We start from the raw sequence: 14952 nt of genomic DNA on the forward strand, positions 1-14952 counted from the left end.
ATGATTCGAAAAGCACACCTCCTAACCCTTGCCCTGACTCTTTTACTGATGGCTTGCCAGACCGTGGAGCCCCCAAAAGCTGTTGGTCCCACCCCTTCGCAACGCCAAATGGACTGGCATGAGCTGCAATACTATGCCTTTATCCATTTCAACATGAACACCTTTACCAATATGGAATGGGGTACGGGAGGGGAATCTGTAGACCTCTTCAACCCAACTCAATTGGATACCCGCCAATGGGCCAAGGTTGCCAAGGAGGCCGGAATGAAGGGAATCATTTTGACCGCCAAGCACCATGATGGTTTCTGCTTGTGGCCCACCAAGACTACGGAACATTCCGTTAAAAATTCGCCATGGAAGGATGGAAAAGGCGATGTGGTCCAAGAATTGGCCGATGCTTGCAAGGAATATGGTCTTAAGTTGGGATTGTACCTCTCTCCTTGGGACCGTAATAACGAATATTATGGAAAACCCGAATATGTGAAAATTTTCCACGAGCAATTACGGGAACTGTTGACCAATTATGGGGAACTCTTCGAAGTATGGTTTGATGGTGCCAATGGAGGTTCGGGATACTATGGCGGTGCCAACGAAACCCGAAAAATAGACAACAAAACTTATTACGAATGGGAAAAGACCACCGAAATGATTCGGGAATTACAGCCCAATGCGGTCATTTTCAGTGATGGTGGACCGGATATACGTTGGGTGGGTAACGAGGAAGGTTGGGCCAATGAGACCAACTGGAGCGTGATGCGCAGGGATGAGATCCATCCTGGCTGGCCACGGTATGTGGAATTGCGTTCTGGCCATGAAGACGGAACACATTGGCTGCCCGCAGAAGTAAACACCTCCATTCGTCCTGGGTGGTATTACCATCCCGGCGAGGACCATCAGGTAAAAACCTTGCCGCGTTTGGTGCTAACATATTATGAATCTATTGGTAGGAACGGCAATTTTTTGTTGAACCTCCCTGTGGATGACAGAGGTTTGGTACATGAAACCGATGTACAACAATTAATGGCACTCAAAGCACAAATCGATAAGGATTTTGCACAAGAATTGGCCCAAGGAAATACTGCCGAGGCCTCCAACGTCAGGGGTAACAGTTCCACCTTCAATGCCGAAAAGGCCATAGATGGAAACTTTGACACCTATTGGGCAACCGATGATGGAACCACCCAAGCTTCCATTACCATACGTTTTGATGAGCCCACCAAAGTCAATCGCATACTCCTCCAAGAGTATATTCCTTTGGGACAACGAATCAAAAAATTCAAAGTCAGTGCCGAAGTCGATGGCACATGGCAAGTTTTGGATGAGCAGACCACTGTAGGGTACAAACGCATCCTAAGGTTTGAAACCGTTACGGCTTCCCAAATAAAAGTGGATATTTTGGACGCCAAAGGCCCCATCACCCTCTCTACTTTGGAGCTTTACAATGCCCCTCCCTTTTTAGTGGATCCAAAAATCACCAGAAACAGAGAAGGGATGGTTTCCATTGAAGTTCCTGATGATGAAGTGGACCTCTATGTGACCACGAATGGGGATGACCCAACCACGGCTTCAAAAAAATATGATGGTCCTTTTCCTGTTTTGACTCCTGCTACTGTCAAGGCCATTGCCGTCAATCCAAACAATGGACAACAAACCCAAGCGGTGAGCCAATATTTTGACTTGGCCAAAAAGGATTGGAAAGTAGTTGGTGCCTTAGAAAATAATGCAGATGTCGTTAAGCTTATGGATGAAGACCCCTATACCTTTTGGGCCACCGATAAGGACGCATCCGATATCAACGAAATCACCATCGATTTGGGCGCATCCCATACCCTTACCGGATTTAGCTACTGGCCCATCCAAGAACGGTATCCATTTGGAATGATCACCAAATATGAATTTTTGGTCAGTCCGGATAACCGCACATGGAAATCGGCATCAAAGGGAGAATTTGGCAATGTGTTCAACAATCGCATTGAACAAAAGGTTAAATTCGAGCCGGTTTCAGGCAGATACATTAAATTACGTGCTTTGGAAAAGCACAATGGGGACGCCCGGACTTCCTTTGCGGAAATAGGGGTATTCACTACAAACCAATAATACATGGATTTAGGATTGAAGGATAAGGTGATTGTGGTCACTGGAGGAGACAAGGGCATCGGCAATGGTATTTGCCAAGTGCTCGCCCATGAAGGGGCCATCCCGGTAATCATTGGACGAAAGGAAAGTGATGTCCAAGCAGCCGTGGAAGAAATCACCAAAACCGGAGGCAAAGCCTTTTATGCCATCGCGGAACTCACCGACCCCCAACAATGCAAAAATGCCATTGAGAAAACCATCCAAGAGTTTGGAAGAATCGATGGATTGGTGAACAATGCCGGGGTCAATGACGGAGTGGGGCTTGAAAATGGCAATTATGACGATTTCAAGCGTTCTTTGGAGCGCAATGTTGGCCATTATTATGTGATGGCCCACCATGCCTTGCCCCAGTTGAAAAAAAGCAAAGGCAGCATTGTAAACATAGGTTCCAAAACTTCGGTAACGGGCCAAGGGAATACCTCTGGTTATGCGGCCGCAAACGGGGCCCGGAATTCGCTTACCCGGGAATGGGCCGTGGAACTGCTCCCTTATTCCATTCGGGTGAATGCCGTAATTGTTGCCGAATCCTTTACGCCATTATATAAAAGATGGATAAATTCGTTTGATAACCCAGAAGAAAAACTCAAAGAAATCACGGACAATATCCCTTTGGAAAAAAGGATGACCACTCCGGAAGAAATTGCGAATACCGTAGCTTTTCTCCTTTCGGAAAAATCAAGTCACACCACCGGCCAACTGATCTATGTGGATGGTGGCTATACCCATTTGGACCGTTCGCTTTAAAATATCAACCATGACCAAACCAAAAATTGTATCCAAAAAAGTTCTCTTACCCTTTATCCTGATCACTTCGCTCTTTGCGCTCTGGGGTTTTGCCAATGCGGTGACCGACCCTATGGTTCAGGCCTTTAAAAAAGTGTTGGAGTTGTCCAACTCCCAAGCAGCCTGGGTACAGATGGCTTTTTATGGAGGGTATTTCTGCATGGCCTTGCCCGCGGCATTGTTTGTCCGAAAGTATTCCTACAAGGTTGGGGTATTGATAGGCTTGGCCCTATATGCGGCCGGGGCCTTGATGTTCTACCCTGCCGCCATCACCGAAAAGTTTTGGTTTTTCTGCTTGGGGCTGTACGTCCTTACCTTTGGACTTGCCTTTTTGGAAACTACGGCCAATCCGTACATTTTGGCCATGGGCGATAAAGAAACGGCCACCCAACGTTTAAACCTTGCCCAAGTCTTTAATCCTGTGGGATTGATTTTGGGGCTACTCATTGCCCAGCAATTCGTTCTTAAAAAACTGCAATCCGATGACATCGCGGATTACTCATCTTTGGATGAAGCCAAAAAAGCCTTGATCCGCACATCGGACCTTATGGTCATTAGAGACCCCTATGTTATCCTTGGATTGGTGATCTTGGCGGTCTTCGTACTGATTTTGGTGAGCAAGATGCCCCAGGCCAAAGGGGATGGCACTATTCCTTCGCTCCAAGAAACCGGAAAAGCGTTGTTCCATAGACCCAAATACATCTTGGGCGTATTGGCCCAAGTTCTGTATGTGGGCGCACAGATCATGTGCTGGACTTATATCTATCAATATGCCGAAGCCATAGGCATGGCAAGTGATGTGGCCGCCAACTATCAATTTGTGGCGTTCATTGTCTTTTTGGTGGGAAGGGCCATTGGCACCTATATGCTCCGGTTCATTAGTTCAGGAAAACTGTTGATGTGGTTTGCCGTGCTGGCCGGAGCCTGTGCCGCGGGAACCATTTTTATTGAAGGACATTTGGGATTGTACTGTCTTGTGGGCGTTTCGTTCTTTATGTCGCTCATGTTCCCTACCATTTATGGCATTGCCCTAAACGGACTCACCGAGGAGGAATCCAAATTGGGTGCTGCCGGATTGGTTATGGCCATCGTTGGAGGGGCCTTGATGCCCAAACTACAAGGTATGATCATTGATGTTGGCGGAAATGGTGTGGCCGACACCAAAATGATGGGTGTTTCAGAAGTCAACTTCTCTTTTATACTACCGCTCTGCTGTTTTGTTTACATTGCATGGTTTGGTTTCAAAACCTTTAAAAACGAACACATATGGGAGATTTGAGAAGATTTTGCTTGGCCTTGGATCTTGTGGACGATGAAGAAAGCATTCAAGCCTACGAAGACCATCATAAAAAAGTATGGCCTGAAATCTTGGAGAGCATCACCAATTCCGGAATCCGAAACATGGAAATCTACCGAATTGAAAATCGCCTGTTCATGATCATGGAGGTCGATGCTTCCTTTTCGTTTGAAGCAAAACAACAGGCCGATACTGAAAATCCCAAAGTACAGGAATGGGAAAAATTAATGTGGAACTACCAACAAGCATTGCCCTCGGCCAAACCCGGGGAAAAATGGCTGTTGACCAAAAAAATATTTGAATTATAATTTGTAACCCTATGAAGAAAGTGATTATTGCCGTAGGGGCCATTTTTATAATGGCCTGTACCGGAAAGTACGACAACGTTCAAAACACAGCGGAAGACTATCAAGTGATTCCAAAACCTGCGGAATTGACCATGCAGGTCGGTAAGTTTGTGATAGATGGAGGCACTTCCATCAGTGCTGCCGAAGGCCTTAAGGAAGAGGCTACGTTTCTTGCTGAATCCATCCAACAGTTGACGCAAGTAAGTCCATCCATTACGGACCAAAAGGCCAACATTGCCCTTGCCCTGAACGATCAAATTGAAAATGAAGAAGGATACACGCTTGACGTGACCCCTGACCAAATCAACATTTCGGGAAAGAACGCCAAAGGTGTTTTTTATGGCATCCAGTCCCTTGTACAATTGATCAGCCTCCCCGAAGAAGGGTCATCCATTACCGATGTTACTGTACCTGCTGTCTCCATCAAAGATCAACCCCGATTCATTTACAGGGGAATGCACTTGGATGTAGCACGTCATTTCTTCGATGTGGATTTTGTGAAAAAGTATATCGACATGATCGCCATGCACAAAATGAACACCTTCCACTGGCACTTGACCGAAGATCAAGGATGGCGTATAGAAATCAAAAAATATCCTGAACTCACCAAGGTCGGAGCCTACCGAAATGGCACCATAACCGGTCATTATCCTGGAGAAACCAATGACAATGAGCGTTACGGTGGTTTCTACACCCAAGATGACATAAAGGAGGTCTTGGCTTATGCCCAAAAGCGCCATGTTGAGGTCATTCCAGAAATTGAACTTCCCGGCCACAGCCAAGCGGCCATTGCTTCTTATCCGTATTTGAGCTGCTTCCCTGAGGAACCCACCGAGGTACCCAACGGTCTAATGTCTGAAGCTTCAAAGGAACAACAGAAAAATGGCCAACCCAAGGTAGTTCAAGAGTCATGGGGGGTATACAATGATGTATACTGTGCCGGAAAAGAAGAGACCTTTGCCTTTTTGGAAGGAGTATTGGACGAGGTAACCGCCCTTTTCCCATCCAAATACATCCATATTGGAGGGGACGAGTGCCCAAAGAAAAACTGGGAGCGCTGCCCCAATTGCCAAAAAAGGATCAAAGAGGAAGGTCTTGAGGACGAACACGCCCTACAGAGTTACTTTGTAACCCGAATGGAAAAATACCTCAATAGTAAAGGCAAACAGATCATTGGATGGGATGAAATCTTGGAAGGTGGTTTGGCCCCCAATGCAACGGTTATGTCCTGGAGAGGTGTAAAAGGAGGCATTGAAGCGGCAAAACAAGACCACAATGTGATCATGACTCCAAATTCCCACTGTTATTTTGATCACTATCAGTCCAAGGACACGGACAATGAGCCTTTGTCCATTGGTGGTTTCTTGCCGGTTGAAAAAGTATATAGCTACGAACCTGTTCCAGAGGAATTATCGGCAGATCAACAGCATTATATCTTGGGAGCCCAAGGGAACATTTGGTCCGAGTATATCCCAACGGATGAGCATATGGAATATATGGCCCTACCAAGAGCCACTGCACTATCTGAAGTGGTTTGGTCGCAAAAAGAGGATAAGGATTTTGAAGATTTTAAGTCCAGATTGAACCATATGCGAAAACTGTACGAAACCAAAGGCTACAACTACGCCAAACACGTTTTTGATACAGCGGAGAACACTCCATCGGAGTAACCGCATAACAATTGGAACCACGCAGATAGAAGAAACACAGCAGATATGGCCCGGTATACCCCAAAATTCAATCCTAGATATCCCTCCATTGAGGACCTCCGAGAAGGAGCCCGTAAACGCATTCCCAGATTTGCCTTTGAATATTTGGACAGTGGATGCAACGAAGAGGTGAATCTGAGAAAGAACACCCGGGAAATTAGAGAGGTTGAGTTGTTACCTAGGTATTTGGATGCCTACAAAGAGGCCAACATGACCACTAAAATCTTTGGTCAGGAGTATGATGCCCCTTTTGGGATATCGCCCATAGGGCTTCAGGGGTTGATGTGGCCCAATTCGCCTGAAATTTTGGCGAAAGCTGCCTTTGACCATAACATCCCCTTTATTCTGAGTACGGTGACCACATCGAGCATAGAACGCATCAGTGAGATTACCGAAGGTAAAGCGTGGTTCCAATTATACCATCCCACGGAGAAATCGGTCCGTGACGATTTAATCCAACGTGCCGAGGCAGCCGGCTTCCCCGTATTGGTCCTTTTGTGTGATACCCCCGTTTTTGGATTTCGTGCCAAGGAAATCAAAAATGGGCTATCCATGCCCCCAAAAATGAATATTGCCAATATTCTACAAGTATTGGGCAAACCCAAATGGGCCTTTGAAACCCTAAAGCATGGCCAACCCAATTTTGAGGTGTTGCGACCCTATATGCCCAAAGGACTCAACTTAAAACAATTGGGATTGTTCATGGACCAGACCTTTAGCAAGCGTATGGATATGGATAAAATTGCCCAAATCAGGGACCTATGGAAAGGGAAACTGGTTCTAAAGGGAGTCGCCACAGAAGCCGATACCGAAAAAGCCATATCCTTGGGATTGGATGGTATTATTGTATCCAATCACGGAGGTAGGCAATTGGATGCCGGGGAATCCACCATAAAACCCTTGACCCGGATAGCGGCAAAATATGGAGATCAGCTCACCGTGATGATGGACAGCGGGGTGCGTTCTGGACCCGATATTGCCAGAACCTTGGCCAGTGGGGCACAATTTGCATTTTTGGGCCGTTCCTTTATGTATGGAGCAGCAGCTTTAGGGAAATCCGGCGGGGACCATACCGCCATGTTGTTAAAGACCCAATTGAAGCAAGTAATGGAACAGATCGGGTGCCCGGATGTTTCCCAATTACCCAATTTTAAAAATATATAGCCCCTAGATCATAGCTCCAAAAACTGTTAAAACAAGCGTGAAACAAACGTTATAAAAAGCATAAAACCCAGTATAATTGGCATATACCGTTTGCATTGGCTACCTTTGCAGCGATGAAGATCAAACTCCACGAAAGGAAAAATTGCAGGATCCTGAGCTTTCAATATCTGGTTTTTAGAAACCAACCGGATAAATTCATCCCCCCTACGCTTTAACTTTTAGACCACTACAGTGGTGATTTTTGCGATGTAACATTGTGGAAAAACTCCGCAATTGCCTGCATCGTTCCTATGCAATTGTACCCTAAACCATCAAAAAAACATTATAGACAAGCATCAAAATATGGTGATTAAAACCTATGACGCTTATACACGGCTTTCCACTATGGAAACCGCCAGATTGACCAATTTTATATTCGACCACCAAGATGGAAAAAGAGCATCAAAAAATGCCATCCGAAAAGCCATACAATATTCGGCAAAGGAAATACCGGGCTTGGGTGGGTATGTATTTGTCATTGAGGAACGGGAAAAAATCCTTGGTCTGGCCGTGGTCAACAAAACAGGGATGGGCGATTATATCCCAGAGAATTTTATGGTCTTTTTTGTGGTGCACCGGGAGCATCGAGGCAAAGATATTGAACCAAAGCTCTTGGAATACACCCTCCAATACTGTAAAGGTGACGTAGCCGTCCATATCACCAACGAAAACCAATATCCCAAAGAAGCGTTTTTTAAAGAAAATGGGTTTAACGTAACCCATACAGAAATGAGATTGAACAGATAAATCAAAATATGCTCAAAATAGAAGTAAAATCAGGTGAAAGTATAGAACGTGCCCTAAAGCGCTACAAGAGAAAGTATAGAAATACCAAAAGATTGGAGCAAATCAGGGACCGTCAGGAGTACACCAAAAAATCGGTACGGCGAAGAAAGACCATCAAAACGGCCGAATACCGTGAAAAATACCTAAACAGGGAAAACGAATAGTCATCAACACATTGACCATATCATGAAACTTACAAAAATCAAGCGGAAGACCAAGTACGAAAAACGGTATAGCGTTAAAATGGGGGAACTCACTACCCAGGTCACGTATATCAAAGAGTACATTTTTGGCCTTCCTTTTCGCACGCTGCACAGATACCGTGAAACCTATTACGGAGAAGTAAAAGACTGTAAGGATTGCAATGTATCCGCTTAAAAATATTCTAACCCTTTATATAAAACAATGAAAGTATTGGTTATTGGCGCAGGTAACATGGGACTTACCTACGCTACAGGTATGTCCAAGTCCAAGCTATTGAAAAAGCGCAACATCATGGTGTTGGACAAATCAAAGGAAAAAATGGAAGAGGTCGATAAAATCGCCCATTTTGATGCCATAGATCGTTTAGAGGACTGTGTTCCCCAAGCAGATATCATCTTTTTGGCCGTTAAACCCTTCCATGCCGAAGAACTCTTTAAACGCATGAAGCACTTGGTAAATCCCGAGCAATTGTTCATTTCCATAATGGCCGGGGTCACCATTAACTTTATCCAAGAATCCCTTGGTATTAAAAAAGTGGTACGGGCCATGCCCAATCTGCCCGCTCAGGTGGGTAAGGGTTTGACCAGCTATGTTTCTTCCGACGAAGTTTCCCGTCTGGAACTTTTTATGGTTGAAGGCCTGTTGGACACCACTGGAAAATCCCTCCGCGTAAAAAATGAAAAATTTATTGATGCCTCCACCGGAATTTCAGGAAGTGGGCCTGCCTATGTGTTCTATTTTATGCAGAGCATGATGGAGGCCGCCCTACAAATGGGCTTTTCCGAAAATGTTTCCAAAGTATTGGTGAGCCAAACCTTTACCGGGGCCGTGGAACTGTTCAACCAGAACAACCTTACCCCAGATTCATGGATGGAAAGAGTGGCTTCCAAAGGAGGTACCACCCGTGCCGCTTTGGATTCCATGCAGGACAATAATGTAAACGAATTGATAAAAGAAGCGGCCTTTGCCGCCTTTAACCGCGCCGTGGAACTCGGCGAAGAATATTAAATCATGTATAAAGAACTCGTGGTCATTAAGGTAGGAACCAATGTAATGACCAACAAGGACAACAGAATTGTAAGACCCGTACTCAATAGTTTGGTGCAACAGATTGCCGAACTCTACGAGCGTGACATCATGACCATTTTGGTTTCCTCTGGCTCCGTAATCGCGGGAAAAGAGGTGCTGGGAAAATCCAAAATAAAGGACAAGACCCAGCGCAGACAAGTGTATTCTGCCATAGGACAACCCAGAATGATGCGGCACTACTACAATATTTTCAGTGATTACGGGATGAAATGTGCCCAAGTACTCCCCACAAAACGGGATTTTAATCCCGGTGTACATCGGGACAATATGATCAATTGTATAGAAGGTCTACTGTCGGAAGGTGTAGTCCCCATTGCCAATGAAGACGACGCCGTTTCGGTAGCCATGTCCATGTTTTCGGACAATGACGAATTGGCCACGTTGATTGCCCAGCTGATGAATGCAGACAAACTCATCCTCATGACCGACATTGATGGATTGTACAACGGACACCCCGAAAAAGAGGACTCCGTGGTCATTCAAAAAGTGGCACCCAAAGAAGACCTGGACAAGTATATTGAAGAAGGCAATAAAGCCGAAGGCGAAGGCCGTGGCGGAATGGGCTCTAAATTGAACTTTGCTCAAATTGCTGCTGCTGATAATATTCCATCCTACATTGTAAATGGAAAAAAAGAAAACATCATTATAGACATTGTTGAAGGAAAAAAAGTGGGGACCAAAGTTTCCCTTTAAAAAACGACTATGAAATTATTGAACACAGACATAAAGAATAAAGTATTGGCAGACATGGAGCGTATCCTGGACAAAAACCGGGAAGAGCTCCTCCAAGCCAACCAAAAAGATTTGGATGCCTTTGATCGGGACGATCAAGCCCTCTATGACCGTTTGGTGGTCGATCAGAAAAAGGTAGACCAAATGATTCAGGCTGTAAAGGAAGTCCGGTTGCAATCGGATCCGGTAAATCAGGAAATATCTACCAGACATTTGGACAATGGTTTAAAAATCATCAACAAAACGGCTCCTTTCGGGACCATCATGATCATTTATGAATCCCGACCTGATGTTACCGTGGAAGCTGCCGTGCTGGCCTTTAAGGCCAATAACAAAATATTGTTGAAAGGCGGGAAAGAAGCCTATCATAGCAACAAGGCTTTGGTAAAGTTTTGGCATCAGGCCTTGGCAGAGAACAATCTCCCCGCCGATTTCATCCAGTTTTTGGAAATGGACCGTACCCAGACCCAAGAATTTTTGAAAAACCCGGACCAAGACCTAGATCTGATCGTTCCACGTGGTGGTGAACAATTGATTGCTTTTGTGAAAGAACATGCCAAATGTGCCGTTCTCGTAAGTGGTCGAGGAAACAATTTCCTCTATGTACACCAAGAAGCGGATTGGAAAAAAAGCTTGGAGGTCATCATCAATGCCAAGACCCATAAGATTTCGGCCTGTAATGCCTTGGACAAAATATTGATCGATACAAGGATGGAAGGTTACGATGATAAACTCAAGGAATTGAGACAACTATTGATTGACAAAGGCGTATCGATTTTAGTAGATGAAAAGGTGAAATCCATCTTACCAGAAGAAAATGTCATTCCCGACCCATCGGTTTGGGAAGAGGAGTTCTTGGCCATGAAATGTGTTATTGGAGCTGTGGACAATTTAGATGAGGCCATTGAAAAGATCAACACCCATTCCGGAGGGCATTCGGCCTCCATCATGACCGAAAACAATACCGTGGCCCAAACTTTCATGGAAAATGTGGATTGTGCGGCGGTATACCAAAATGCTTCCACCCGTTTCACCGATGGCGGACAGATGGGCGTGGGTGCAGAACTGGCTATCAGTACTGATAAATTGCACCACCGTGGGCCCTTGGGGCTAAAACAATTGGTGACCAACAAATACTATGTATTTGGGGATGGACAAGTACGTGTGTAACCTATCTTTTGTTGTTCTTACTGGCGTTGATTGGTTCAAGTGTCGTGCAAAAGCCCATTATCTGTTAGTTTAATGGTAATTTTACACCCATTTATTGGTCATTTTTTAAGAAAATATCTAGATTTAAGATATAAAATATATTCAGTATGGGAAAATTTGAAATCAAAACAGATAAATCTGGTCAGTTCAGGTTTAATTTAAAGGCCAATAACGGCCAAGTAATCTTAAGCAGCGAAGGGTATACCACCAAAGCCGCCTGCGAGAACGGAATTGAATCTGTCCGAAAAAATTCTCAGGAAGATGGTAGGTTCGACAGAAAGACTGCCAAAGACGGTAGCCCTTACTTTAACCTGAAGGCTTCCAACGGTCAGGTAATCGGTAATAGTGAAATGTATTCCAGCACTGCGGCCATGGAAAACGGGATTGCTTCCGTAAAAACCAATGCTCCGGATGCCGGTGTGGATGACAATTCGTAATTCACCGGGACATATATTTCAAATATAACATAAGGACAGCCCCAAAAATGGGGCTGTTTTTTTTTGACAAATTTCGAACCCAAATTATATTCCACCAATTCAAATGGCCCATCCGTAAGATCAAATGGGGCATTGGTTAATTGGGACACCTTTGAAAGCAAATAACATCCTATGTTTGCTGTGCAAGTTAGCGTTAAAGCCAATTGAAAAGCAAGATCAATTTTTAACGCATGCACATATAGCAATGCACTTTTCAAGACCGTAGGTCGAAAAAGTGTTTAGTTTAGTTGAGGTTTCCGTTACGCCAAGGAATTTAAACAAATTCCTTGGTTGTAATGGTTTTAGGGGCCAGATCATAAATTAAATGCAAAAAATCCTACTCAATCACCTCTTCCAAATAAAATTTATATATACAGCATACCACTGACCAAAGTAACTATCCTGTCCATAATTCAACTGAGCGTGTAAGGTTTGGTTTCTCTCAGTACTGTTGGCCATGGTATAGTTGGGCCGTCAAACATTTTTGGCGGCCCTTTTATTGAAAACCATGGACCGTAACTCTTCATTTCCTAATTCATGCACCTGTCCATATATGCACAAAAACCATAAAATTTTAAGGTTGGTACATTTTTTCGTCAATTCTAAACGCCCTTTCGTCAATTCTAAACGCCCATTGGTTAATTGACCCCCTTTTGGTAACACGGCAGTACTTTATTTTATAATACCAAATCTATTTCTTGATTTTACCCCAACAAGAAATACACCCTAAAACCTACTTGTTATGACAAAACTTTTACTACACTACAACCGAATCCGGACCATATCAAAACCGGTCTTCTTCCATTGTAATTTAAAATGGTTGCGCCCCTTATGCATACTGGGCATTTTGCTTTTAAGCAACTCCATACTGGGCCAACAAGTTGACACGTGGTTCACTGCGGACAGAGCGGTGAACGCAGCGCCTACTCCTAGCGGACAATTTCAACTCTTCACTCCCCCGGCCCCTGCTGATGGTACTTCCGTGACCACTTGGTACGACTTCATCGATGGGACTCCCCAAGATGCTGTCCAACATCCAGCTCCTGGAAACTATTCCCAACCTTACCCCTTAGGTTTTGAACATTCATTTGGTTCACCAGCGTATCTTGACCCTATTGGTTCCATTCCGCGCCTACCCACACTACGCCGAAACGATATGAACTTTAATCCTTCCATTGAATTTGATGGAAGTGGTGATGGACAAGCTTTACATTTTAGATCATCAACCAGAGAAGAGATTACAGTCTTTATTGTATTCCATGCCCGCGGTATGGGAAATAGTGCTGAAACCCAACGCCTACTTTTTGGAGGAGACATCGATTCTTACCATAGTTCCACTACCAATCTCTCCATAGGCGTCTCGGATGGAAATAGATTCTCAATTGGAAGAACCTGGACCCCATGGAGTGATTTTGAGAGTGGCAATATTGATCTCCAAGGATTACCTACCATTGGTGTTCTTGTGCGACAAGTTGACACAAACCCTTTTTTGGAAGATGAAGTCTTAAGAACACAAGTAAATGGTTTACCCGATATCAACATCATAAAAAACTTTCCAGATGTTGAACGGGATTTATACTTATTCAATAGACTTGGAAAACATTTCAACAGCAATGATTCCAATAGAAACCTTACAGGAAACATTGCCGAAATTTTATTGGCCGATGGTCCTTTGGATGCCAACTCCATACAACGAGTGGAAAGCTATTTGGCCATTAAGTATGGCATCACCTTAAACAATACAGGACAATTGGGCAGTACCGTTGGCAATCAAGGATACACTTATCTAGCAGCAGATGGGACCACCATTTGGCAACCAGACCCAATATACTTATATGACATAGCCGGATTGGGCAGAGATCGGTTTGAAGATATAGATGGAGGAGACAACAGCACATCCTATGACGATTTAAAACTACGATACAATCTTCACCAACGTATTGCCCAAAGTGAAAATACTGGAGCAGTCGTTACCATGTCAATGGACAATAATTTTGCAACGGACAATCTAGACCAATCCCGACCGATTGTAGACAACACCACTGCAAATAGCACATCGGTAACAACAACATCCACTCTTCATAATTATCTATTATGGGGAAATGACCATGGTGATATCAACCAATCTCTCATTGAACTTCCTACAGATTATAGTGCCCGGATCGGAAGGGAATGGAGAATACAAAAAACAGTTTCTCCCGGTGGAGTTGATCCAATTACAAATGTAAGTGTTCGAGTCGACCTTTCCGGTTCAGACATTCTGAACAATGGTAACTGTGGCAACTTAATATTATTGATAGATACTGATGGTGATGGCAACTTTTTGACGGGCACTCTTACCGAGATTCTTGCTACAAGTATTGATGCAAGCCAAAACGCCTATTTCGACAATGTGAATTTTGAACATCTGGACGTTTTTACCGTAGCCATTGTTGACAACGAACCTCCAAAGGCCAGTAACCCATTGACCTTGACTGTTTGTGGTGCCGCTCCCCTACCAGACCCAAGTGTTGTCACGGATGAAGCAGACAACTGTGCCGTGGACACTGTTACCCATATTGGAGACACTTCAGATGGCTTAACAAACCCTGAAACCATTACCCGCACGTACAGAATTACGGATATCTATGGAAACTATACCGATGTTGAACAAACTATCTATATATACCTTCAGCCTGATATAGATGCCATTCCCAATCAAGAGGCGTGTGGCTCTTATGCTCTTCCTCCTATAACGGGAACCCTTTCCGGAAATGAAGCGTATTATGACCTGCCAGGAGGCCCATTAGGAGGTGGCACTATGTACAGTGAAGGAGACATTATTACCTCTAATATTACATTATATATGTATGATGAAACTGGTGGTGTTGCTCCGGTTTGCACAGATGAAGAAAGCTTCACCATTACTATCACAGATCAGCCCGATGCCGGAACAGACGCCAACATCAACATCTGTGAGGGCACCCTGCTGACCGATGCGG

General features: G+C 44.4%; 14 protein-coding genes. All 14 read left to right on the forward strand.

What is annotated here, in order from left to right:
• A complete protein-coding gene (locus tag DN53_RS15655; RefSeq protein WP_129655773.1) occupies nt 1-2097 on the forward strand; it encodes an alpha-L-fucosidase in 2097 nt (698 codons plus the stop codon).
• Between the two features lie 3 nt (nt 2098-2100).
• Nucleotides 2101-2880, forward strand: coding sequence for an L-fucose dehydrogenase (locus tag DN53_RS15660; RefSeq protein WP_129655775.1), 780 nt, complete (start codon nt 2101-2103; stop codon nt 2878-2880).
• 10 nt (nt 2881-2890) lie between these two features.
• Nucleotides 2891-4198, forward strand: coding sequence for an L-fucose:H+ symporter permease (gene fucP / locus DN53_RS15665; protein WP_129655777.1), 1308 nt, complete (start codon nt 2891-2893; stop codon nt 4196-4198).
• Nucleotides 4195-4524: an L-rhamnose mutarotase gene (locus tag DN53_RS15670; protein ID WP_129655811.1), complete on the forward strand. Its 330-nt coding sequence runs from the start codon at nt 4195-4197 to the stop codon at nt 4522-4524. The genes fucP and DN53_RS15670 overlap by 4 nt, the downstream gene beginning before the upstream one ends.
• Nucleotides 4525-4535: 11 nt before the next feature.
• Nucleotides 4536-6233: a beta-N-acetylhexosaminidase gene (locus DN53_RS15675; protein ID WP_207211130.1), complete on the forward strand. Its 1698-nt coding sequence runs from the start codon at nt 4536-4538 to the stop codon at nt 6231-6233.
• Between the two features lie 45 nt (nt 6234-6278).
• A complete protein-coding gene (locus tag DN53_RS15680) occupies nt 6279-7436 on the forward strand; it encodes an alpha-hydroxy acid oxidase (RefSeq protein ID WP_129655779.1) in 1158 nt (385 codons plus the stop codon).
• A 342-nt stretch (nt 7437-7778) separates the two neighbouring features.
• On the forward strand, nt 7779-8222 hold the full coding sequence (locus DN53_RS15685) for a GNAT family N-acetyltransferase (protein WP_129655781.1): 444 nt from the start codon (nt 7779-7781) through the stop codon (nt 8220-8222).
• A gap of 8 nt (nt 8223-8230) precedes the next feature.
• Entirely contained in the window at nt 8231-8425 is a 195-nt protein-coding gene (gene rpsU / locus DN53_RS15690) for a 30S ribosomal protein S21 (RefSeq protein ID WP_116217044.1), read from the forward strand.
• A 22-nt stretch (nt 8426-8447) separates the two neighbouring features.
• Nucleotides 8448-8639 carry a hypothetical protein gene (locus DN53_RS15695; RefSeq protein WP_116217043.1) on the forward strand — a complete coding sequence of 64 codons (192 nt, stop codon included), beginning with the start codon at nt 8448-8450 and terminating at the stop codon, nt 8637-8639.
• Nucleotides 8640-8666: 27 nt separating this feature from the next.
• Nucleotides 8667-9473, forward strand: a complete 807-nt coding sequence (gene proC, locus DN53_RS15700) for a pyrroline-5-carboxylate reductase (RefSeq protein WP_129655783.1) — start codon at nt 8667-8669, stop codon at nt 9471-9473.
• A 3-nt stretch (nt 9474-9476) separates the two neighbouring features.
• Nucleotides 9477-10247, forward strand: a complete 771-nt coding sequence (gene proB, locus DN53_RS15705) for a glutamate 5-kinase (protein WP_129655785.1) — start codon at nt 9477-9479, stop codon at nt 10245-10247.
• Nucleotides 10248-10256: 9 nt separating this feature from the next.
• A complete protein-coding gene (locus DN53_RS15710) occupies nt 10257-11456 on the forward strand; it encodes a glutamate-5-semialdehyde dehydrogenase (RefSeq protein WP_129655787.1) in 1200 nt (399 codons plus the stop codon).
• A gap of 146 nt (nt 11457-11602) precedes the next feature.
• Nucleotides 11603-11932, forward strand: a complete 330-nt coding sequence (locus DN53_RS15715) for a YegP family protein (protein WP_129655789.1) — start codon at nt 11603-11605, stop codon at nt 11930-11932.
• A 781-nt stretch (nt 11933-12713) separates the two neighbouring features.
• Nucleotides 12714-14952 (forward strand): DUF8202 domain-containing protein (locus tag DN53_RS15720; protein WP_470299669.1); only part of this gene is annotated, 2239 nt, incomplete at its 3' end.

The sequence above is a fragment of the Flagellimonas olearia genome (genome assembly GCF_004150225.1).
GTDB classification, from domain to species: Bacteria; Bacteroidota; Bacteroidia; order Flavobacteriales; family Flavobacteriaceae; genus Flagellimonas; species Flagellimonas olearia.